This window comes from Bradyrhizobium sp. SEMIA (assembly GCF_014844175.1).
GTDB classification, from domain to species: domain Bacteria; phylum Pseudomonadota; class Alphaproteobacteria; order Rhizobiales; family Xanthobacteraceae; genus Bradyrhizobium; species Bradyrhizobium arachidis.
In genome coordinates, this window is the sequence record NZ_CP046601.1 from 8,409,056 (window position 1) to 8,430,185 (window position 21,130).

Consider the following 21,130-nt stretch of genomic DNA (forward strand, 5'->3'; position numbering starts at 1 on the left):
GTCACCAACACGCTTCCCGGCATGGGCGTACGCCGCCAGGAATTCATCGAAGCTGGGGAGTGCACTCTGGGTGAAGATTGAGAAAGGCTCGTAATGTAATCCGCCCCTTCACATCCCATCAACCGATCTGCGCTGAAGTACTGGATCCTGATTCAAAGACATCTTCCAGATTTAAACCAGAAGGTCATGATGCGCAGGTACAATGGCGTGATGCGGACCACCATTGCCGTGGTTGTTCGCGTGTTCGTCCGGTGCAATCGCGACCATTTTGGCGATCGCCTCGAGGTCCGCTTGCTGACCGGGCGGAACGTGTTGATCGAGCGGGTCATCAAGTTTCTTAGGCGCGACGATCGCAACGAGAGTGGATGGAGCTGCCTCGCTATCGAAGCGGAACACCTGTTCTTGATCTGCACCGCCTGTCACGGCTGCGGCTTTGGCCGGCTGCGCGTCGTCAGATGCGATTGCAGCAGATTGCGCAGGGTGTTGCGAGTTGCCGCGTTCGGCGTTACCACCGGTTGCGACGCTCGGATCGACGATGTCGGCTGCTTCCAGTGTGTTCGCGGCGGTTGAGTGCCCCGAATTGCCGTGGTCCACGGCGGCCGTTTCTGCCGTCTTCACTGCCGCTGCCGCGCTCGCAGGGTCGGAAGCCGGAGCATGTTGCTCGGCCCCATTGCCGACGCCGTTGCCCGGCTTGGAGTCGGATTGGCTCGGCTCCGTTGCTACCGCCTTTGCAGGCCCAGGCTCCGAAGCGTGCTGCGAGTTACCGCGTCCGGCGTTGCCGCCGGTTGCGACGCTCGGATCGACGATCTCGGCTGCTTGCGGTGCGTTTGCAGGGGTTGCGTGCAGATCGTGCTCCGCGTTGCCGTGTTCCACGGCGACCGGTTCTGCCGTCTTCACTGCTCCTGCCGCCCCCGCAACGTCCGAGGCCGGATCGTGATGCTCCGCGCCATTGCTGACGCCGTTGCCCGGCTTGGAGTCAGCTTCAGTCGACTCCGTGGCTGCCGCCTTTGCAGCCCCTGGCTCCGACGTGTGCTGCGAGTTGCCGTGGCCCGCGCCGGCGGCCGTCACGACGGTCGGATCGATCTCGCTTGCGTCAGGCGCGTTTGTGGAGCTTGAGTGCCCCGAGTTGTCATGTTCGACGCCGCTTGAGTCTGCCTTCTTCGCTAACCCTCGCGGAACGTCCGAAGCCGCAGCGTGATGCTCGGCACCCTTGTCCGACTTGACGCCAGCCTCAGTCGATTCCGTGGCTGCTGCCTTTGCCGCCCCCTTCTCCGAAGTGTGCTGCGAGTGGCCATGGCCCGCAGTGGCGGCAATTGCGACGGCCGGATCGATCTCGGCTGCGTCCGACGCCGTTGCAGAGTTTGAGTGCCCCGAGTTGCCATGTTCGACGCCGCTTGAGTCTGCCTTCTTCGCTAACCCTCGCGGAACGTCCGAAGCCGCAGCGTGATGCTCGGCGTTATGGCCGACCCCTTTGCCCGGCTTGACGCCAGCCTCAGTCGATTCCGTGGCTGCCGCCTTTGCAGACCCCTTCTCCGAAGCGTGCTGCGAGTTGCCGTGTTCCGCGCTGTCGGTCTTTGCGACGTCCGGAACGTTCTCGGCTGCGTCAGTCGCATCTGTCGATTTTGAGTGCCGCGAGTTGCCGTGTTCAGCTCCGCTTGATTCTGCCTTCTTCGCTAACCCTGGCGGAACGTCCGAAGCCGCAGCGTCATCCTCGGCGCCATTGTCGACGTCATTGCCCGATTTGGAGTCAGCTTCAGTCGCTTCCGGGGCCGCCGCCTGTGCAGGTGCTGGCTCCGAAGTGTGCTGCGAGTTACCGCGGTCCGCGCTGTCGGCTACTGCAACGCCCGGTTGGACGGTCACGTTCAACCCCGGCGACGAAACGCCGGTGTCCGCATTGATCGGACCACTGTTCGATGTGACGTTTCCAACCGCCGGAGCCGCCGCGCTATGAGCATGCACGATCGATGATACGCGAACCGGTTCGGCAGATGCACCATTGCTTTCTGCCGTTGCTTCCGCCGACTCGCCCGTGGAGGTTCTGAACCTTGCCGTTCCCTCTGGGCCGGTCCGAGTGTGCGCGAACTGGAACATCGAGCCGCGGTCGGCCAGCATGGCCCAAACTCCAGCCGTCCCGAGCGTGCTCTCGCTCGCCTCGATGCGGGCCTCGGCACTGTCCTTGCTCAGAACAGCCTCATCGATGGCGCTTGCCGATGTCAGCGCTTCTTCGAGCTTCTCCAAGGTGATGGCGACAGGTGCGCCGTCTCGCTGGTCGACGACATCCGATTCCGCGACGGACACAATCCCCTGCAGATGGATTTCCAGCAGGCTGCGATCCCCGATATCAAGGACATGATCGGTCGGATTCACGTAGACGATCGTTTCATTGCTTGCGGCGTCGTAGATCCAGGCGAGGGTATGTGGCGGTATGGACTTGCTCGCTGCGGTCATATGCAGGCACGCAAGCGCTCCGAAAGCCGCAAGATTGATCCTGCCCGACCCGGAAGCGAAATCGAAGGCGGATTGAGACGAGGTAGAATTGGAATCGGTCGAGGAGCGATGAACAACGTTTCCATCAACGCTGCCGCCGCCCATTAATTGACCGCGGCTTTGTCCGTCAACACTGGCATCGTGACCGGCGTCGACCAGGCCAACAGGTTTCTGGAGTGAATCACCCTCGGCACCGTGACTCACGCCAGGACTCACTTGGATCCGAGCGTCTTCTGCAGCGACGCTTTCGTTTCCAGTGGTCACATGCGCGGAAGACAGGCGGGCATCGTGCGAAGGCAGGCCCGGGGCCGAGTTGTCGACATGATTGGCGTCGACATGAGGGATCGCGGCCAGTTTTGTGGTCGCATTCTCTCCGGCGACGGAAACGAAGCTCTCGATCGACGCCTGACCCAGCTCATGCGCCTGCACGGCGTGATGGGGATCGTGCAGTGCGTAGATCAACGCACCGGCGAGAGTGGCGAAGGTGCCATACCCTCCCGGAATCGACATCGGATTGGAAGCAAGCCGGGGGAAATGATGATCCGCGGTCAGGTCACCGGCCATCTGCGTGTCGCTGGTTGCTCGCTGCAGAGGCGCAGGAAGATGCGGCGCGCCCGATCCAACAGGGCCGTCGATTTTCGACGGCTTCGAGTCCGCAGATTGCTCGGCTGCGCGCAGCGCTTCCATTGCCGCCGGCGCGTTCGCGACCTGGCTCAGCTTGGCCAAAAAGTCTCTCTGGCTGAGCAGGTGCGTCTCACCGGCTTCCCAGACGATGAGGTGCCGCAGAATGGCTTTTTTCCAGGGCTCATATTTCCAAGGCTCATAGTGCTCGTGCCCGGCGTGCTCTCCCGCGTGGCCGATGCTGTCGTCATCCGGAAGCGTATCGTTCGCTTCCGACGCCTTGAGTTCGTCCGCAATGGCGATCGCCAGAAAAGCCAGCGCGAGCGTGCCGAAGCCGGAGGGATGCTTCAACAACGCGAGGGCCGCGAGCACGGTCCTGTTGGTGACCTCGAGCTTCTGAAAAATATTGTACAGGTGTACTTTGACGGTCCCTGGTGAAACCTTTAGCGCGCGCGCGATCTCCTTGTTCGACATTCCTTCTGACACCAGTCGAACGATTTGACGTTCGCGGTGCGTCAATAGCTCCAGCTTCGTTTCGATTTTGCCGGCGCCGACGGCATGCTTGCCGGTTGGCGAGAGATCGAAATGCTCGGGCGACACACCATGCTTCGTCAACAGCCGCAGCAGTCGCAGCATGGTGTCGGGGGAGACGTATTTCGAAATTGCGCTGCAGGCGCCGGCAGCAATCGCGGCGGCTAGTTCGTGGTTGGCTTCGCCCTCGGTAAAGAACACCAGGCGCGTTGGAACAGTCTCGGCCTTCGTAATCGCCAGGATCTCGGTGACCGTCAGGTCCGGCAGGGTGTCGGCAATCAGCGCGACGTCGGGTGTCAATTTCCTGATGGCTTCGAGACCGCTTGTCGCATCGCGGCATGATGCGACAACGTCGAAGTCCTGCTGTGCTCCGAGTATCGATTTCAGCCCCTGTAGAACGATCGGCTGTCGATCGACGATCACAATCCGGTTGCGCTGAAATATGCCTTGGTTCGCAGACACGTCTAACATGGACACTGCCTCGGCCCGGCCATCTATGTACTTCGGCATATGGCCGAGACCGGGCGAGATATTAAAATACAATTAATCGAACGAAGAAAGAGGCTTAGGGGGTTAACGTTACATTGGAACCGCGAGCTTTGAGGGCATTTGGGCGAGAAAATATGTCATTTGACCCGATGGCGGCTGCGATTGACTGGCTCGATGCCTACCGTGCCGGCGATATCGAGGCGATCCTGGACATGCATGCCGAAGATGCCGTGGTTCATTGCGGCTGCGGCTGCGCCGTCAGAACCATTACGAGCCGTGAGGCGCTTCGTGCCTATTGGATCGATCGCCTCCGAGAGCACCCGGCAGGCAAGTTGGACGATCTCAATCCCTCGCACACCGACGGGACCATTATCTCCTACCTCACCAATGCCGGTGTCATGAGCGCGCTTTTTGCCTTTGACGCCGCCGGAAGGATCAAGGAACTGAGCTGCAATCCCTCACATTAGCCCTGTGGCGTGATCCAAGCCCGCTTCGGCTGCGATCGCGCGCGCTGAGAGCCAGACAGGCGTGCTTCCCTAACGCAAATCCGCCCGCGTCCTATTGACTCGCATCGCGAATGGGCAAATCCTTCCAGCAACGCAATTTGCCATTGTCGATCTCAGAGTTACGAAATTCGGCGCCCGGCTTTTATCGGCGCCATCTGACCAAATTTTTTCGAAACAGAAGCGGAGGGGCCGATGCGTGCGCTCGCCTTGAGAACAGTCTCTCTTCTCGCCCTCGCTACCCTCGGCTCGATCTCCGCCTCGCCTGCCGCACGCGCGGAGGACGGGACCGACGAGCAGTTTGGCAAGGTTCATTTCCAGACCACCTGCAACGAGGTGGCGCAGCGGCGCTTTGACCGCGGGATGCGCTATCAGCACTCGTTCTGGTACCGGCCCGCGAAAGAGATCTTCGAGGAGACGTTGCAGGCCGATCCGGAATGCGCGATCGCCTATTGGGGCATTGCCCTCAGCCTGCTGTACAATCCGCATTTCCCCGCGCCGAAGGAAAACCTCGCCCAGGGCCTCGCCGCGCTGCAGAAGGCCAAGGCACTCGGCGCCAAGAGCGAACGCGAACGCGACTATATCGACGCGCTGCTGGCCTTCTATTCGGGCGACGACAAGACGACGTTTGGCCAACGCGCGCAGGCCTATCTCAAGGCGACCGAAGCCGTCGCCGCGCGCTATCCCGATGATGACGAGGCGCAGATCGCCTACGCCATCACGCTGAATGTCACGGCCTCACCGAACGACAAGACCTATGCCAACCAGCTCAAGGGCGCGGCCATCCTGGAGCCGATCTTCAAGCGGCAGCCGCGGCACCCCGGCGTCGCGCATTACCTGATCCACCTCTACGACTATCCGGCGATAGCAGCGCAGGGTCTCGACGCCGCCAAGCGCTATTCCGAGATCGCGCCGGCGGCGCCGCACGCTCTGCATATGCCCTCGCACATCTTCACACGCGTCGGCTACTGGAACGAATCCATCGACGCCAATAGCCGTTCAGCCAAGGCTGCCAAGGAGGGCAAGGACCCCAGCGAGCAGCTGCATGCCGACGACTATATGGTCTACGCCCTGCTCCAGCTTGCGCAGGACAGCCGAGCCCGCGACGTCATCGCGGACATGGTTGCGACCACGGGCTATGCGCCGGCCGTCCGCGCCGGTCCCTACGCGATAGCGGCGAGCCAGGCGCGCTATATGGTCGAACGCGGCGATTGGCAGGGCGCTGCCGCGCTGAAGGTCGAGCCGAGCCGGTTTGCCTATGTCGATGCGATCACCTATTTCGCCCGCGCCCTCGGCGCCGCGCGCTCCGGCAATGCCGACGCAGCGACGCCGGACATCGCCAAGCTGGCGGAGTTGCGGGACAAGCTGCAGCAGGACAAGGACGCCTATTGGGCCGAGATCGTCGACATTCAGCGGCAGGTCGCCACGGCCTGGCAACTCAATGCCCAGGGAAAACAGGCGGAGGCGTTGGAGGCGATGCGCCTTGCCGCCGATGCCGAGGACAAGACCGAAAAGTCCATCGTGACGCCGGGACCGCTCGCCCCGGCACGCGAGCTCTACGGAACCATGCTGCTCGAACGCGGCATGGCGGCAGAGGCATTGGCCGCGTTCGAAAGCACCATGCGCAAGGAGCCGAACCGCTTTGGCGCGACGATTGGCGCCGCTCACGCCGCCGAGAAAGCGGGTGATGCCGCCAAGGCACGCCAGTACTACGCAAAGGTCGTCGACATGGCACGAAATGGCGACTCCTCGCGGGAGGACCTCGCGGCCGCACGAAAGTTCATGGCTCAGAATTAGCAATTCATGGCTCGCAATTAGCAAAAGTGCCGCGGCGGCTTCCATGCGCCTGACAAGCAAATTCGTCGCGATCAGCGCAGCCACCCTCCTGCTCTGCGCAGCCGCGGCGATCTGGATATCGCGATCCGGCGATCCGGCACGCGCAACGGCAGCATCGGGCGAGATCCGCCCGGTGTGGACGGAAACCGACTGGCCTTTCGCCGCAGATCCCTGGGGGAAAGGCAAGGCGTTCCGCTGCAAGGCCGCCGATTGCGGCGGCGAGGTCCTGCTCTACGTTCGCGCCAAGCTCGGGTTTTGCAACTGCGCCACCGGCGTCGCCGACGATGGCGACCTCGAGCAGATGGGCGACCTGGTGCTGATCGGCAAGGCAACGCCGACCGGTGCCGGTCGAGAGATCATCGTCGGCCCGATGCGCGGCCGCAGCCGGGCCTATCGCATCGAGGGAAATCCTAACACCGCGCTCTCACTCGCCTTCAATCAGCGCTGCGACATGGTGGCCGCGACGGCTGTGGTTGGACCGGGCGCGCCCGCGTCACTGGAGCCGGCGGTGCTGGCGTTCCTCAACAGCGAGCGCATGTTGAAATGGGCCGAGGTCGCGCTGGGGTTATAGCTGGTCCGCTCGCGGCCGGAAAACCGACGTTCAGGCGCTTGAGACGAATGACAATCAAGGGCCAACTCCGGACTGATGCGCCGCAGAAGAGTGCTGGTATTCGATCACCTCGTCTACATGTGAGGCTACTCGGGCAACCCCGCTTTGCGAAAACCCTCAATCATCAGCTTCGCATTTATTGGTAGCCGGCTCCGAGCGATCCACGCCGATATTGTAAAAGCGGGGTCGACCTCAAGCATACCGGCCGCCGCCTCACGGGCCTCAGCGTCACGCCCGAGATGGGCGAAAGCGGAGGCGAGACAGCGATATGGTCCTGGATAGGACGGATTCTGACGCAGGGCTTTCTTTCCTGCAACGATGGCCTCGTCAAAGCGACGAAGCTCAATAAAGGCATACCCCATCCCGGTTAACGCTGTGAATTGTTGCGGGTCCACCGGGCTCATTCGCATGGCGCGTTCAAAGCTCCGGATCGCTTCCTCCGGCTGCCCCGCAATCTTGTAGACCCAGCTTCTGCAGTTCCATGTGTGAGATGAATTTGAGTTGAGCGCGACCGCACGATCGGCCAGCTCAATTTCAGTTTCAAAATCGCCGACCAACAAAGCGGTGATCAATGCAGCAGTTGCTAACGTGTTTGGGTCATGATCGTCGAGGCTCAGTGCTAGGCGCATGAGCCGAACGGCTTCCTTGCGTTCGAATTGTGGGTCAGTCGCGTAGCTCCTAAGAACGTTTTCCATATGACAGGCACCTGCCAAAGCGGCCGCAGCCGCAAATCCTGGGTCAAGCTCCAGGGCGCGCTGGACCAGTCGAAGTGCCTCGACCAAGCTTTCGCGGGACGATCGGTCGGCTTGCTGTACAGCCTGGAGATAAAGATTATATGCGGTGAGGTCTTCCGGTCGCCGCCGCGTCGCCAGTGCAATTTCTGCTTGAAACAACTTCGGCTGAATAGCTGAGACAACGGCGAGCGTGACCTCGTCCTGCAACGCGAAAATATCTGTCATGTCACGCTCGAACCTATCCGCCCAAATGTGCGCGCCCGTGGCCGCTTCAATCAACTGGCACGTGATGCGAACCTTCCCCGAAGCCTTGCGCACGGCTCCCTCAAGCACATAGCGGACTCCAAGCCTGCGTCCGACCTCCTTGATATCGACGGCTTTGTCCTTGAAGGTGAAACTCGAATTGCGAGCGATCACGAACAACCATCTGAACCGCGACAGCGCGGTCGTGATCTCCTCAACCATCCCGTCCGCAAAGTATTCCTGCTCGGGATCGCCAGACATGTTCGCGAACGGCAGCACGGCGATGGAGGGCTTGTCGGGCACTGCAGGAGCGCTCTCGGGCGCATCGCCCGGGTCTGGGCCCGCAACGTCTCGCGCCTCCCGCACCTGTCCGACGAAGCGGAAGCCCTTGCGCGGCAGTGTCTTGATGAAGCGCTGTTCCTCGCCGGAATCGCCGATTGCACCCCGGGCGGCGTTCAGGCGGGTTGTCAGCGCCGCGTCAGATACGCTGCGCCCATTCCAAATGGCTTTGATGAGCTCGTCCTTGCTGACAACCCGCTCCCTGTTGCGGATCAGGTAATCGAGCAGGTCAAAAACCTGCGGTGCGATCGACACCGCTTCAGTCCCCCGATGCAGCTCGCGCCGGTCGGTATCGAATGCATATTCCTCGAAAAGATAGCGCAAGCTGCCGTTCCTTCTCGGGGTCGCCTCTGTACCAGCGCATCAAGAATATGCCGCCGGTAAGAGAAATGTAACCCGCCAGTTAAGCGCGCCCGCTCATCTTGCGGCAACTTCTGCCTAGAGCATGGTCCGGACCCGAAGGGCCGCGTTAGCGCAAAGTGCGCAGCGGTTTTCCGAAAAGATCATGCTCAAACAATAACCTAACAGTCCAGACAGGACACGCCCTGATGAGCACGATCCGCGGGACCACTGAGCTGGGAGCGTTAACCGCAAGGCGGCAGGTCTACAGTCCTCTCGAACCATATTGGGATGCGTTTCAGGAGTGGCGCAAACGCCAGACTCTACTGGCCAAGTTGTGCGCCCTGAGTGACAGGGAGCTGATGGATATCGGTATTGCGCGCAGCGAAATCGCCTACCTCGCCTCGCATCGAGGTTGCGATGCGCGCGGCGCCCTCTCCGGCGGACAAGCCACGACCATGGCTGGCAGCCAAGATGACGGGAGCGTTCTCTCTTGCCCGCCCGCGGCATTTGGTTGCGACCGGTAGGAGTACATGCGATGCGGGGATCCCTCGGGGAGAAGATCAACCAGGGCGGCACGGCGGACATCCACGCCTGGGCGCCAGGTCAGGTCGTAAAACTGTTCAGGAGAGGTTTCCCGCCGCGGGTCGGCCAGCAAGAGGCGCGGATGATCCAGGCAGTCTTCGTCGCCGGCGTGCCGGCGCCGGAGGTGTTGGGCGATGTGACGCTCGACGGACGCTTCGGCATCGTGCTCGGCCGCCTCGACGGACCGACACTGCTGCAGGTCACGCGCAGTGGCGCCGTGACGTTCGCCCAGGCGGGTGCGATCCTTGCATCCCTCGGCCTGTCCGTTCACAGAATGTCGCCGCCGCTGGAGGCCTTCCATCTGCGCAGCTGGATGGACAACGCCTTCAGGCTCTCGGGCGACATCGTGCCCAAGCACATCGCCTCAGGCATCCTCGCGCTGATCGACCGCCTGCAGCAGCCGGGGGACGGGCTGTGCCATGGCGACATCCATCCTGGCAACGTGATCATGACGGCGGACGGTCCGCGGCTGATCGACTGGACCTTTTCGATCCGCGCGCCTGCGGCCCTCGATCACGGGCTCACTCACATCAGCCTGACCGAGTTTGCCCTCGACGTCGCCGACAATCCGCAGCGGCCGCTTGCGGTCAATGCGGCCGCGCAATCCGAATACGCGCGGCTGTCCGGCAAGCCGGTAGCGGCGCTGAGGCAAGCGATGGAGACCTGGCTGCCGATCGCGATCGTCCGCTATTTCCTGCTCATGGGCGGGCCGACAAGCGAGCGATGGCAGCGGATGATGCAGCGCGCCGAAGCGGCCCTGCGCCCGCAAGGCTGAATTCTTCATCGCGCGCTTGGCCGTCGATGCGGCTGCACTCGGTGTCGGCTTCGGAACCAGAAGCCGACTTGCTGGCTAATGCTTCGCCATGAAGGCCAGGACGGCTTGATCGTAAGCGGCCGGATTCTCCCATGGCGCGGTGTGCGAGCTCGCAGCGATCTCGATTCTTTCGTTGTTCGGCAAGCAACGCTCCAATTGGTCGACGATTCGATGAAAAAATCGCGGGCTTCGTTCGGTCGCGGATAGGAGCGTCGGAGCCGCAATGGCCTTGGCCATGTCGCAGGTAAAGACCGGCCTTGGCCGCTTGGTCGTCGCATCCGCCTGATATGATGCAACGTTGTCCAAGTTCATCTTTTGATGGGCTTCGGAGCGACGTTCATATGCGCCCGGCCCGCCAACGCCATTGACGAACAGGGGAATGCCGCGTTGCACATCGCCGATTTTCAGGGCTTCTCTGGCGGGGGCGAGCGTTGCACCCAGCTCTTTCAACATGTCACTGCCGTCGGGCAGACCGTTCAGGATGCCAAGCGCAGGCGGTTCATTCACGGCGAGACTGACGACCATGTCGGGATGCGTTGCGGCGAAGAAAAGCGCCGCGTGGGCTCCGGATGAATGCGCCACGACCCTGGCTTTGGAATACCCCAGAGCGCGCACGAGACCTGCAAGGTCCTCACCATGCACATCGGCTGCAGCATCGGGTGTACCCTCCGGACTTGTCTGATTGGGATAGTTGTTTCGACGACTGTACGCGATCGCGCGATATCGGGCTGCGAATTTCGGAAGCTGCTCGCTCCACATCCGGTAGTCCTGCAGACCACCGTGGACGAATATGACGGGATCGCCTTGGCCCGCTTCAACGTAGGCGATTTCGTATCCGTTGGCGGAGATTCGCTTTACGTCGTCAGCCATGGCCAAACTGCTGGCTATCGCAGCAACTGCAAAGAGGACGGAGCCGACGACTTTTTGAAAAGACATTGTGGCCTCGCAAATGCAATCATAGGGAGAAACATGTCTCTTCAGAAGCTTATACGCTTCTGGCCGGTTTGCCTCCTATGCGTCACAAGCGCCCATCAAAGCCAGCGCGACCGGTGTCCGCTATATCGACGGTAGCCGACACCATAATGGGCTGAACCTGGTTCGGCTCAGGACCAATAGGCGACATCGCAGGTGGCTTGCTATGAAGCTTCCGCCGAGCGCGGCGGCATTCGTAAGAGTGATGCTTATGACGGATCGTGAGAGGATGTTGCTGGTCGCCTTGGCTAAGATGGTGGAGCAATATTTTGGCCGGCTCGGCGACACTGTAGACAGCGGCGCTATGCAGGCAGGCGAGCATGCTATCAACGCTCTCGCTGTCTTTGGGCTAGTGGACTCGTCGGACAGTGGGCTCTTCGGCACATGGACGCCAGAAGGTAAACAATTCCTCCAAGAGTTCGTCGAGTGGCGCATCTGAGGTCTTCCGCAAATCAGGACACCCCATAATTCTACTTAGGACACGTCCCGCTCTCGCCAGATGTCTGTTTGGGGTCAAAAGCTGCCGTGGCGCACCATGCCGCGATTGGTCCGCTAAGGGCCAACAGGCGACATCAAGAATTTGCGATCGACCCGGCAACCGGCGGTCGGACCTCTGGAACTTCCAGGACCTGCGGCTGTTGTAGCACACAGAAGGCCGCATGCATGGACATGATCACGCGCGCTCGCGCTTCGGATGCCGTCCCATCGGACCGAGTTTCTCCGGTGAACTCACACAACGAGTGGGACACGCTGGAGGAAGTGATAGTCGGAAGGCTCGAGGGTGCGGGTATCCCGTCCGATCATTCGGTTGTCACCTGCAACGTCCCGGGAATGGCAGCGCGTGCCCAGTCGCTGTTCGCAGGCTTCCGTTACCCAAAGATCATGATCGAACCGGCGCAGCGTGAGCTTGATGGCTTTGTTGCGCTGCTACGGTCGCTGGACATCGTCGTGAGGCGGCCGGACGCCGTCGACCACAGAAAGCGCTTCAGCACGCCGGAATGGTCCTCGCGCGGCTTCTGCAATTCCTGCCCGCGTGACAGCATGCTCGTGATCGGCGACGAGATCATTGAAACCCCAATGGTTTGGCCCTGTCGCTACTTCGAGACGCACTCCTTTCGTCCGATTCTGAAGGATTATTTTCAACGTGGCGCGCGGTGGACGGGCGCGCCCAGACCGCAACTGACGGACGAACTGTTCGTCCCTGAATTTCGCGTCCCCAAAAGAGGCGAGCCGATCTCATACATCCTCACCGAATTCGAACCGGTCTTTGACGCCGCCGACTTCTTTCGCTGCGGGCGCGACCTGTTCGTGACTCGCAGCAACGTCACGAACGCGTCTGGTATTGAATGGCTGCGGCGCCACCTTGGCGACGGTTATCGCATCCATGAGATCGAGAGCCGCTGCCCCAATCCGATGCACATCGACACCACCATATTGCCGCTTGGGCCCGGCAAGATTCTGATCAATCCCGAATACATAGACGTCGACCGTCTTCCGGCCATCTTGAAAAGATGGGACATCCTCGTGGCCCCCGAGCCCGACCCGATAACCGATCCTATGCTCAGGATCACTTCGCTATGCGGTAAATGGCTCAACATGAACGTACTGATGGTGGACGAGAAGCGCGTCATCGTAGATCCACATCATACCGCAACGATGCGTGCGTTGGAGAATTGGGGATTCGAGCCGATTCCCTGCGAGTTCTTACACTATGCGGCATTTGGTGGCGCCTTCCATTGCGCCACGCTCGATGTCCGGCGGCGCGGCACGTTGGAGAGCTACTTTTGAGCCGACTTCTAACGGCCGGCGCCAAGTCGGCCCGGTCCAGATAAACCTTTGCCCATGGCATCCGGATGCTGGACACGATTGATATGGTATCAAATATCAGCCACCATTGCGGGCGATTGTTCCGGGCTCAGATGGCTTGGCGGCCGGGCCCTGTCGGCTCAGACAACAACTGACGCCCCCCGAGCCCGCGCCGACGCTTGGTTGCCTTGAGCTAGCGTCGCTACCAGCAGGGTTGCGCCATGCTGAAACACTTGCTCATTGAAGTCATTGGTCACGTTTCCGGTCTCAGCGACGCGCAGCTTGAACAAATTGAGCGGTCATTGCCAGCGACCAAGGCGCTGATCGATCTTCTCAATAAGGCACATCCGATCATCGAACAGGCACATGCGCTCTACATTGAAGCGCAGCCGCTGATCGATCAAGCCAGGATAGAGTTGCAAACGGTCGGCCCCGCAGCGCAAATTCTGATTGATGTGATTTCACATCATCTCAACAAAGGCAGTTCGCCGGCGGAGGCGGCTGAGGCAGTGCGCGCTGCGCTCGGCGGGTCAATAGAGAACGTCGCACAGGATCGTGGGATGGACCGGGGAATGAACCGCGTGACCGTGTTTGGGGGAACGGGCTTTGTTGGTCGTCGCGTTGTGCACCATTTGAGCGTCTCAACCGTTACGGTCCGCATAGCCTCGCGGCATCCTGTGCGGGTCGAGGGAGACAACGTAGAAAAGATCACAGCCGATGCACATGACGAGCGCTCTGTAGAGGCCGCCGTTATGGGTGCCGACGGCGTCGTCAACGCCATCAGCCTTTACGCCGAGCATGGAGGCGACACATTTCATTCGGTGCACGTCGAAGCGGCCGCCAGGATCGCTAGAGTGGCGCGGCGGGCCGGGATCAAACGGTTTGTGCACCTATCAGGAATAGGCGCTGACCCCGCATCGCCTTCGCCCTATATTCGCAACCGCGGTGAAGGCGAGGCGGCCGTGCAAGCCGCATTCCCTGGCGCAGTCGTTATCCGCCCGGCGGTAATGTTCGCAAAGGACGACGCCTTTCTCACGACAATTCTTTCGCTGCTTCGGATCCTGCCGGCTTATCCGCTGTTCGGCGACGGCAGGATGAGGCTTCAGCCGGTATACGTGGACGACGTCGCCGAGGCGATCGCACAAGTCCTGCGGCAAACGCAAAGACCGTACCCAATCTACGAACTGGCCGGCCCGCGTATTTACTCATACGAGGAGCTGTTGCGGACCATTGCGCGCACCGCTGGATTGCGGCCAATGCTGGTGCGAATACCCTTCGCTTTCTGGAGTGCAGCCGCGGGCCTCGCTGAGATCCTGCCGCACCCGCCGCTCACGCGCAATCAGGTTGAGCTTATGCAGATCGACACGACGGCCTCCGGCAGCCGGCCGGGATTTGGGCTAGTCGGAATTTCGCCGCGATCGCTCGAGGAAGAACTCAAGGCGATGCTCCAGCATGCAAACGAGGAAACTCAAAAGGCAAAGAAGGCTCGGACCAGGTAAGCGCCAGATTTTGTTACTATGTTGCGACGTGACTACTGATGTCGGGAAGTGGCTCGCCTCCGAGATCGCCCACTAGGCGCGATAGATCGATGGTCGGCCCAGGGCGTCACGAGGTGTAATACTCGCCGCCAGCAAATCACGTCGCCTCTATCTGCGGCGGGTGGTCGAAGTGCTTCTGTGGCGAGCCGATCCCGATTGGCTGCGAAGAGCGCATCCACACTGTTCACCGGGGGTATCGGCACCAGCTCGACGGCCCGATCTTCCAGCCCACGAAAAAACGCACGTTAAAAGAGATGTCGCGAGGATGCGGAAACAAGCAACCCAGGCGATAGATCCGCCCCGCTTTCTGGGCCAGCGCTGCGAGCGGCAACGCCACCATCGCGCCGCCGACAAGCGTCATGAAATCGCGCCGTCGCATTACGTCGCCCTCAAGGCCGAGCGACAGCCTAACATGTACTTCAAATCCCGCCGGTATCGTGCATCACAGCAATATGCGCGCTGATGTCGCAGATGGGTCAAAAGCTGCCGTGGCGCACGATGCCGCGATTGGTCCGCTAAGGGCCATGAGCCGACAACGGTGGCGCGCTTGAAACGCGGCTAGCGCGCTGAGCGCAGCTCGCGATGCCACGCGGGAATGATGGTCTGGCTTCGTTGAGATCTGCCGTCCAGTACTCCGATGTCTTTTTTGGGTCATAATGCGAAGAACTCAGAGTGAGAAAATCTCATGGCCATCGTTCGATATTGACTCGCCTCTTGCGGCACGGACGATCTGGCGGCAGATTTCACAGATCAAGTAGATACCGGCGGACGATGATTTCTGTTGTTGTCGGGTCACAACAGCATGCCGGTTGACCGACGATCTCTACGTTGGAGGGTCGATCTATCTCGCTTCGCACGCCTGTGGCGCTTCTCATCATATCCCTGGGTGCGATCGCCGCGGTGTGGTGGTGGCTGGCCATACCGATTGACTTGGCGCGCGCACCGATCGATCCGAATGCCAAACTGCAATGCATATCCTACGCGCCCTTCCGCAACAACCAAACGTCAGAGTCGCCGACACCAGTGCCGCGAGACCAGATCGCGGAAGATCTCGCGCAGCTTGTCAAAATAACCGACTGTATCCGTACCTATGCGACTGATCTTGGTCTCGATCAGATCCCCGAACTCGCGTCCAAGGTAGGGCTGAAAGTCATTCAGGGAATTTGGCTCGATAGGGACCGACAGAAGAACGCGACGCAGATATCCACGGGCATACGCCTCGCCCAGCAATATCCGGAAACCATCACCGCACTCGTGGTTGGCAACGAGGTTCTGTTGCATCGGAAGATGACGCCTTCCGACCTTGCTGCCTTGATCCGCTCGGTCAAGGCACAGGTGCCGGTCCCCGTCACCTATTCCGACGTCTGGGAGTACTGGCTGCGCTATCGGGAACTCGATGACGCCGTCGATTTCGTCACCGTTCATATCCTGCCATATTGGGAAAATGTCCCGGTCCCGGCGAAATCTGCCGCTGCTCACGTCGACGCCATCCGAAAGCAGATGGCGTTGGCGTTTCCGGGCAAGGAAATCCTGATCGGAGAAACAGGTTGGCCGAGCGAAGGGCGGATGCGCGGCTCGGCGCTACCGTCGCGCACCAATCAGGCGCGAGTGATCTCGGAGATCCTCGATCTTGCCCGGCGCGAGAATTTCCGCGTCAACCTGTTCGAGGCGTATGATGAATTGTGGAAGCATGAGTTCGAGGGCACCGTCGGCGGATCGTGGGGCTTATTCGATTCCGCGCAGCGCACGCTGAAATATCCGCCGGGCATCCCCGTCAGCAATTATCCGCTCTGGAAACTGCAAATGAGCAGCGGAATGGCGCTGGCGATCCTGGTGTTCGGGACTGCGTGGTTGAGCTCGCGCCGGAAGCCCTCGCAGCCTCGGCTCGCCTCATGGTTTGCGGTCGGAATATCGGCGACCACCGCCGGAGCCCTGTTTGGGGTGGCCGCTCAAAAGATGTTCTATGAAAGCTACGACGCGGGCAGCTGGCTTCTGTGGGGCGCACTTCTGGTGGCGGCAACTGCCTCGCCGCTATTTGGCGCTAATGCCCTGATCTCCGGGCGCGCACCGCCCACATTTCTGGAATTGCTGGGTCCGGAGGACTTCCGGACCCCATCGGGGCTGGCGATCATGCACGGATTGATCTTGATCGTAACCATCGTGATCGGCACGCAGACCGCGCTGGGCTTTATATTTGACCCGCGCGAGAAGGATTTTCCTTTTGCGGCCCTCACTATGGCGGCGGTCCCTTTCGCGGCTATGACTCAGCTCAATCGCCCCAAGAAAGGAATCCGCCCCATGGCGGAAGCGATATTTGCCGGCGTATTCTTGGTGGCGGCCATCTATGCAGCGCTTAGCGAAAGGCCGGATAATTGGCAGTCGCTGTGGACTTGTGCTGCCTATATCCTGCTTGCAGTTACGCTGTGGCGCGCGCGCGCTTGAGAAAACCTGGTCAGCCGACTTCCGTTTTGGGCCCAAAAGCTGACGCGGCGCGAGCGACACGATGACCGCATCGGGTCATTTCGACGGTTTCAGCTGAGATAGTCGGCTGGCTGATATCCGCTTCTACCCCCAAGCGTCCAACCGGGGCCTGCCCGGAAGCGTTGCGTCTGGCCAGACCCCTGTGATTCAAGCTTCCAAACTGGGGGCACGAATCATGCGCTACGAACTGGCCGATTATGAATGGATTGCCATCAAGCCCATGCTGCCGAACAAGCCGCGTGGCGTTCCTCGGGTTAACGACCGTCGTGTCCTCAATGGCATCTTCTGGGTCCCGCTCCGGAGCACCTTGGCGTGATCTGCCCGAGATGTTTGGTCCGTACACCACATGCTACAACCGCTTCGTGCTCGGAACCACACAGGCACTGCGCTGGTGCAAGCGAGGCAGTGAGCGCTTCAGCCGAGCGCCCATTTTAGTGGTTCGGCAAGCCGTAGCATCGGTCAGCGCGCCTGCCCTTTCTATCGATAAGCAACGAACACTCAGGTTAGGCGGTCGCCCGTCACAGCCGGTTTAGTTGCGCTCTGTTATCCGTTATACGGTGTGCCGTGGATTAGGTTTGCGAGCCATGGTGCAAGAGCGGCCAGTCCGGATCGAGCGCAGACTGTCGGCAATATTGGCCGCCGATGTGGTTGGTTATTCGCGGCTAATGCACGACAACGAAGAAATTACTCATACCAAACTTACGACGCTCCTGACGGAAGCTGTCGGCCCCGCGATTGCGGAGCATCGTGGCCGCATCGTGAAGAACACTGGCGATGGGTTCTTGGCAGAATTTCCGAGTGCGGTTGAAGCAGTCCGAGCTGCTGTACGATTCCAAATCCGAGTTGGAGAACTTACAATAGGAGACGCGGAAGACAGTCGCATAGCCTTCCGGGTGGGAGTCAACATTGGAGACGTAATCATCGAGCCCAATGACATATTCGGCGATGGCGTAAACATCGCGGCGCGGCTTGAGACGATCGCAGAGCCCGGCGGCATCTGCATCTCGTTGTCTGCGTATGATCACGTCCGAGGCAAAGTTGGCGTCGAGTTCGCCGACATGGGTGAGCAGAGCCTTAAAAACATTGCTCGCCCGGTCCGGGCCTTCTCTATCGTCTGGGAAGAGCAAAGCCCCGCGACCCACGGTATGCGCGCAAAGTGGGACACGGCTTCAGCGCCTCACCTTTCCATAGTAGTGCTTCCTTTTACGAACCTCAGCGGTGATCCGGAACAAGAGTACTTCGTGGATGGGGTGACCGAGGCCCTCACTACAGACTTATCGCGCATCGGTGGCGCGTTTGTGATTGCGCGCAACACCGCCTTCACGTTTAAGGGCAAAGCCCTGGACGTAAGGAAGCTGGGACGTGAGCTTAGCGTCCGTTATGTGCTCGAAGGTTCTTTGCAGCGAAGCGGCAACCGCCTCCGTGTGAACGTGCAGTTGGTCGACGCCAATACAGGCAATCACCTCTGGGCCGAACGCTTTGACAAGCCTGTTGCCGACCTCCTTGACATGCAGGATGAAATCGTATCGAGACTCGCTAACGAGCTTGATGCCGAACTTGTTGCCGCGGAGGCGCGGCGGGCCGAGTGTTCACTGCACCCAGACGCGATGGACTTGGTGTTCCAAGGCAGCAGCTGGTTCAACAAGGGGCAGACCCCCAATTGCCTGACACGAGCGCGCAGTTTTTTCGAGAGGGCCCTTGCGCTCGATTCCGAAAACATTGAGGCCATGGTCGGCTTGGCGCGGGTCGACACCTCAATAGGGGCTTCCTTTATAGCCGATGACCATTCAGCGCGGCTTGCTGCGGCGGAGACAACCATAATGAGGGTACTATCCCTCGCGCCAAACCACGCTTTGGCTCACTTGACCTTGGGCAACTCGCAAATATTTACGAAACGCGCAGTCCAAGGCATCGCGGAGTGCCAGCAGGCATTGGCGCTGGATCGCAATTTAGCCCGCGCTCATGCTCTCATCGGCTTGGCCAAGTTCTTCCTTGGTCGAGGCGCAGAAACCGAAGCTCACATAAACGAGGCGTTCCGCCTTTCTCCTCGCGACACCTATGCCGCTCGTTGGATGGGATATGTTGGCCTTGCCAAGGCGCAGCTCGGTGTCGATGACGAGGCGGTCATCTGGATGCGTCGGGGCCTCGATGCAAACCGCAACCATTCGTTCGCCCACTTCCCTCTCGGAGCAGTGCTTGCGTGGCTTGGCGAACTAGACCAGGCGCGCGCCACGGTACGAGCGGGACTTGCGCTTGATCCAAGCTTCACCATCTGTCGGTTTCGCGCTCACGTACCGAGCGACAATCCGATTTTTCTTGCTGTCCACGAACGCCTCGTTGAGGGAATGCGGCTGGCGGGGGTGCCGGAAACGGCCCCAACCTTGCTCGGCTAAGGGCCACACAAGCGGACGGCGCTACAGGGGGCACGCCTACCATCTGCTAGCGCGACGTACAAGCAGAACCACCACGCACATCGTCGCAATCGAAATGGCAAAGGACAGTGGCACTACCGGAAATGCACGCGACGAAGTTCCGCTCACAAACAGGTATTGCAGCGCAATCGCTATCAACTTCCAAATAAAGAACCAAAGTATCCCGATCCCAGCAGCAGCGATCAAGGTCGTGCCCGCGCCACAAGCTTTGTGGGTGGCGGGGTTTGCTTCGACCGGAGCCAATGCTTGTTCGCCGGTTAGGCTGTCAGTGGGTATCGGTGTTCGCAACAGTAAGAACGCCAATGCCGTGAAGATAGCTATGATCCCGACCGCTAGGGTTAGAAGTGCCAAACCCAATTTGCCGTCCTCCGTCGCTACTTCCAACACATATACCGGCAAATCAGCTTTTGGTTGTGTGTGCGGGCGCGTCAATCGATCGTGCCGCAGATGCTCAATTTTCTATAAACGGGTTCGTCCGCTTCGGGTCACAAGCGGGCTTCCTGGCACCGTCCACCTGTAGTCCGCTCGCGGCCGGAAAGCCGACGTTCAGGCGCTTAAGAGGAAAGGCAGCTTCGGGCCAGAAGCTGAGTTGCGAGGGGCGGCCGGTATTGGCGCAAAGCGGCCACTATGCAGCGAGCGCGCAGGAGGCGTTCGAGCGATTAGCCGCAGGCCCAGTCAAGCTTCATGTTCAAGAAGTCGAGCTGGCAATTTCCGGTGCCGAAATTGTAGCCACCGAGATATTCCGCGAATTCGAGATAGAACGGGCTGAAGCGCGGCGTCGCCTGGGTCGGGCGCATCGTGCCGCCGATATGATTGGGCGCATGGTCTTTGGTCCAGGCCTGGTCGAGATAGTTCTCGCCTTCGTAATAATAAGGCTGCTGATAGCCTGCGGCCTTGTCGCCGGTGAACGGATCTTGCGGCGCCTTGCCGGCGTTTGGATCGACCGCACGCGGCCGCCAGCGCAAGCCGCGGCTCCAGGCGAGCTTCGAGTCGGGCGCGCCGCCCAGAACCTTTGGCAAGTAGTGCTTTCGCGGATCCGTTGAGCCGATCAGCTCATCGAAGAAGGCGCGAGCGCCCCCAATCTCGAGCCACTTTGGCGCCGCGTGGCAGCTCAGGGCGCGCGCGGCCGCCGTGTCCGGCGGCCGGCACAGCGGACCATTGAGCTCTGACTCCGTCAAGAGAATGACGGCATAGTTGTCATCAAGGATGTCGATCATGCGGTGCAGCCGCGGATGGCTGTTTTGGACAGCGGTCCAAAACGGGAGATAGCGCGGGTCCGCGGGCGCAGCGGCCCCGGTCATGGTGGCGTGAATGGTCTCGTCCGGGCTCGTGCCGCCCTCGCTGTGCTCGTTGCAACAGCCGAAAAAACTCAGGCCCGTGACATCCGGACCGTGGCAGCGATAGTCCGGCGGCAAGCGCAGCGTAAGACCGTGGACAAGCGGATAGCCGGTGAGCGGATCGAGCGGCCATTGCTCGGCCGAGATGCCAGGCGGCAGCCCGAAGCACCAGCCATGGCTCTCCGGGCCAGGGCGCCCCTCCTCGTGCAGGAGCTCGAGGTTATAGGCTTGCGCCGGCAGGGCACAACTTGGCAGCGACATTCGCGTGTTTCCGTTGGTTGAGGCGGGCGCAATCCGGCTCGTTGCTCAAGCCGCCAGCGATTGTTCTCCGCGAGGATTGGTCGCACAAGGCGGCCGAAGCGTTCAGCCGAATTTTGAGCCGCCACGCCGCCGTTGTGAGCGAAGTCGTCATTTCCCACTTGATCGAGGTCGG

Annotated in this window: 16 protein-coding genes and 1 pseudogene; 11 read left to right on the top strand and 6 right to left on the bottom strand. The window is 60.6% G+C overall.

Features of this window, described 5'->3' with window-relative positions:
* Window positions 1–171 precede the first annotated feature (171 nt).
* On the bottom strand, window positions 172–4,110 hold the full coding sequence (locus FOM02_RS40330; protein ID WP_265441015.1) for a LuxR C-terminal-related transcriptional regulator: 3,939 nt from the start codon (window positions 4,108–4,110) through the stop codon (window positions 172–174).
* A 152-nt stretch (window positions 4,111–4,262) separates the two neighbouring features.
* On the opposite strand from FOM02_RS40330, the gene FOM02_RS40335 reads away from it, so the two are divergent.
* From FOM02_RS40335 to FOM02_RS40345, 3 genes are all read left to right on the top strand, one after another.
* Window positions 4,263–4,595, top strand: coding sequence for a nuclear transport factor 2 family protein (locus FOM02_RS40335; RefSeq protein WP_027559649.1), 333 nt, complete (start codon window positions 4,263–4,265; stop codon window positions 4,593–4,595).
* Between the two features lie 231 nt (window positions 4,596–4,826).
* The gene (locus tag FOM02_RS40340; protein WP_027559650.1) at window positions 4,827–6,428 is read left to right on the top strand and encodes a hypothetical protein; all 1,602 of its coding nucleotides are present in this window, start codon (window positions 4,827–4,829) and stop codon (window positions 6,426–6,428) included.
* A 43-nt stretch (window positions 6,429–6,471) separates the two neighbouring features.
* Window positions 6,472–7,038 carry a hypothetical protein gene (locus FOM02_RS40345; RefSeq protein WP_027559651.1) on the top strand — a complete coding sequence of 189 codons (567 nt, stop codon included), beginning with the start codon at window positions 6,472–6,474 and terminating at the stop codon, window positions 7,036–7,038.
* A gap of 125 nt (window positions 7,039–7,163) precedes the next feature.
* Here the strand turns inward: FOM02_RS40345 and FOM02_RS40350 are convergent, their stop codons facing one another.
* Complete coding sequence (locus FOM02_RS40350; RefSeq protein WP_027559652.1) at window positions 7,164–8,717, bottom strand: winged helix-turn-helix domain-containing tetratricopeptide repeat protein; 1,554 nt, start codon at window positions 8,715–8,717, stop codon at window positions 7,164–7,166.
* Window positions 8,718–8,941: 224 nt separating this feature from the next.
* Here FOM02_RS40350 and FOM02_RS40355 point away from each other — a divergent pair, with 224 nt between their 5' ends.
* Both FOM02_RS40355 and FOM02_RS40360 read left to right on the top strand, forming a co-directional pair.
* A complete protein-coding gene (locus FOM02_RS40355) occupies window positions 8,942–9,259 on the top strand; it encodes a DUF1127 domain-containing protein (protein ID WP_063617177.1) in 318 nt (105 codons plus the stop codon).
* Between the two features lie 11 nt (window positions 9,260–9,270).
* On the top strand, window positions 9,271–10,092 hold the full coding sequence (locus FOM02_RS40360; RefSeq protein ID WP_027559653.1) for a phosphotransferase: 822 nt from the start codon (window positions 9,271–9,273) through the stop codon (window positions 10,090–10,092).
* A 75-nt stretch (window positions 10,093–10,167) separates the two neighbouring features.
* On the opposite strand, the gene FOM02_RS40365 is transcribed toward FOM02_RS40360, so the two are convergent.
* Window positions 10,168–11,067, bottom strand: a complete 900-nt coding sequence (locus FOM02_RS40365; protein ID WP_084334341.1) for an alpha/beta fold hydrolase — start codon at window positions 11,065–11,067, stop codon at window positions 10,168–10,170.
* Between the two features lie 202 nt (window positions 11,068–11,269).
* On the opposite strand from FOM02_RS40365, the gene FOM02_RS40370 reads away from it, so the two are divergent.
* The 3 genes from FOM02_RS40370 to FOM02_RS40380 all read left to right on the top strand — a co-directional run bounded on the left by FOM02_RS40370 (window position 11,270) and on the right by FOM02_RS40380 (window position 14,408).
* Entirely contained in the window at window positions 11,270–11,542 is a 273-nt protein-coding gene (locus FOM02_RS40370; protein ID WP_027559655.1) for a hypothetical protein, read from the top strand.
* Window positions 11,543–11,766: 224 nt separating this feature from the next.
* Window positions 11,767–12,891 carry an amidinotransferase gene (locus FOM02_RS40375; RefSeq protein WP_231164044.1) on the top strand — a complete coding sequence of 375 codons (1,125 nt, stop codon included), beginning with the start codon at window positions 11,767–11,769 and terminating at the stop codon, window positions 12,889–12,891.
* A gap of 239 nt (window positions 12,892–13,130) precedes the next feature.
* Window positions 13,131–14,408 carry a complex I NDUFA9 subunit family protein gene (locus FOM02_RS40380; RefSeq protein WP_231164045.1) on the top strand — a complete coding sequence of 426 codons (1,278 nt, stop codon included), beginning with the start codon at window positions 13,131–13,133 and terminating at the stop codon, window positions 14,406–14,408.
* A 223-nt stretch (window positions 14,409–14,631) separates the two neighbouring features.
* Here the strand turns inward: FOM02_RS40380 and FOM02_RS40385 are convergent, their stop codons facing one another.
* Window positions 14,632–14,808 carry a hypothetical protein gene (locus FOM02_RS40385; protein ID WP_156950851.1) on the bottom strand — a complete coding sequence of 59 codons (177 nt, stop codon included), beginning with the start codon at window positions 14,806–14,808 and terminating at the stop codon, window positions 14,632–14,634.
* A gap of 500 nt (window positions 14,809–15,308) precedes the next feature.
* On the opposite strand from FOM02_RS40385, the gene FOM02_RS40390 reads away from it, so the two are divergent.
* From FOM02_RS40390 to FOM02_RS40400, 3 genes and pseudogenes are all read left to right on the top strand, one after another.
* On the top strand, window positions 15,309–16,889 hold the full coding sequence (locus FOM02_RS40390; RefSeq protein ID WP_027559657.1) for a glycosyl hydrolase family 17 protein: 1,581 nt from the start codon (window positions 15,309–15,311) through the stop codon (window positions 16,887–16,889).
* 214 nt (window positions 16,890–17,103) lie between these two features.
* A pseudogene (locus tag FOM02_RS40395) lies at window positions 17,104–17,332 on the top strand (transposase); the annotation flags it as partial.
* A 180-nt stretch (window positions 17,333–17,512) separates the two neighbouring features.
* Window positions 17,513–19,321, top strand: coding sequence for an adenylate/guanylate cyclase domain-containing protein (locus FOM02_RS40400; protein ID WP_027559658.1), 1,809 nt, complete (start codon window positions 17,513–17,515; stop codon window positions 19,319–19,321).
* 36 nt (window positions 19,322–19,357) lie between these two features.
* Here the strand turns inward: FOM02_RS40400 and FOM02_RS40405 are convergent, their stop codons facing one another.
* Window positions 19,358–19,792, bottom strand: a complete 435-nt coding sequence (locus tag FOM02_RS40405; RefSeq protein ID WP_141263020.1) for a hypothetical protein — start codon at window positions 19,790–19,792, stop codon at window positions 19,358–19,360.
* A gap of 227 nt (window positions 19,793–20,019) precedes the next feature.
* Window positions 20,020–20,958 (bottom strand): hypothetical protein, encoded by a 939-nt coding sequence (locus FOM02_RS40410; RefSeq protein WP_027559660.1) that lies wholly within the window; start codon window positions 20,956–20,958, stop codon window positions 20,020–20,022.
* Between the last annotated feature and the right edge of the window lie 172 nt (window positions 20,959–21,130).

Excerpts from the sequence above, each read along its gene's own strand:
- FOM02_RS40365 (WP_084334341.1), bottom strand. The coding sequence starts at position 11,067 with ATGTCTTTTCAAAAAGTCGTCGGCTCCGTCCTCTTTGCAGTTGCTGCG.
- FOM02_RS40355 (WP_063617177.1), top strand. The coding sequence starts at position 8,942 with ATGAGCACGATCCGCGGGACCACTGAGCTGGGAGCGTTAACCGCAAGG.
- FOM02_RS40400 (WP_027559658.1), top strand. The coding sequence starts at position 17,513 with ATGGTGCAAGAGCGGCCAGTCCGGATCGAGCGCAGACTGTCGGCAATA.
- FOM02_RS40385 (WP_156950851.1), bottom strand. The coding sequence starts at position 14,808 with ATGACGCTTGTCGGCGGCGCGATGGTGGCGTTGCCGCTCGCAGCGCTG.
- FOM02_RS40345 (WP_027559651.1), top strand. The coding sequence starts at position 6,472 with ATGCGCCTGACAAGCAAATTCGTCGCGATCAGCGCAGCCACCCTCCTG.
- FOM02_RS40375 (WP_231164044.1), top strand. The coding sequence starts at position 11,767 with ATGGACATGATCACGCGCGCTCGCGCTTCGGATGCCGTCCCATCGGAC.
- FOM02_RS40340 (WP_027559650.1), top strand. The coding sequence starts at position 4,827 with ATGCGTGCGCTCGCCTTGAGAACAGTCTCTCTTCTCGCCCTCGCTACC.
- FOM02_RS40335 (WP_027559649.1), top strand. The coding sequence starts at position 4,263 with ATGTCATTTGACCCGATGGCGGCTGCGATTGACTGGCTCGATGCCTAC.
- FOM02_RS40360 (WP_027559653.1), top strand. The coding sequence starts at position 9,271 with ATGCGGGGATCCCTCGGGGAGAAGATCAACCAGGGCGGCACGGCGGAC.
- FOM02_RS40370 (WP_027559655.1), top strand. The coding sequence starts at position 11,270 with ATGAAGCTTCCGCCGAGCGCGGCGGCATTCGTAAGAGTGATGCTTATG.
- FOM02_RS40330 (WP_265441015.1), bottom strand. The coding sequence starts at position 4,110 with ATGTTAGACGTGTCTGCGAACCAAGGCATATTTCAGCGCAACCGGATT.
- FOM02_RS40410 (WP_027559660.1), bottom strand. The coding sequence starts at position 20,958 with ATGTCGCTGCCAAGTTGTGCCCTGCCGGCGCAAGCCTATAACCTCGAG.
- FOM02_RS40380 (WP_231164045.1), top strand. The coding sequence starts at position 13,131 with ATGCTGAAACACTTGCTCATTGAAGTCATTGGTCACGTTTCCGGTCTC.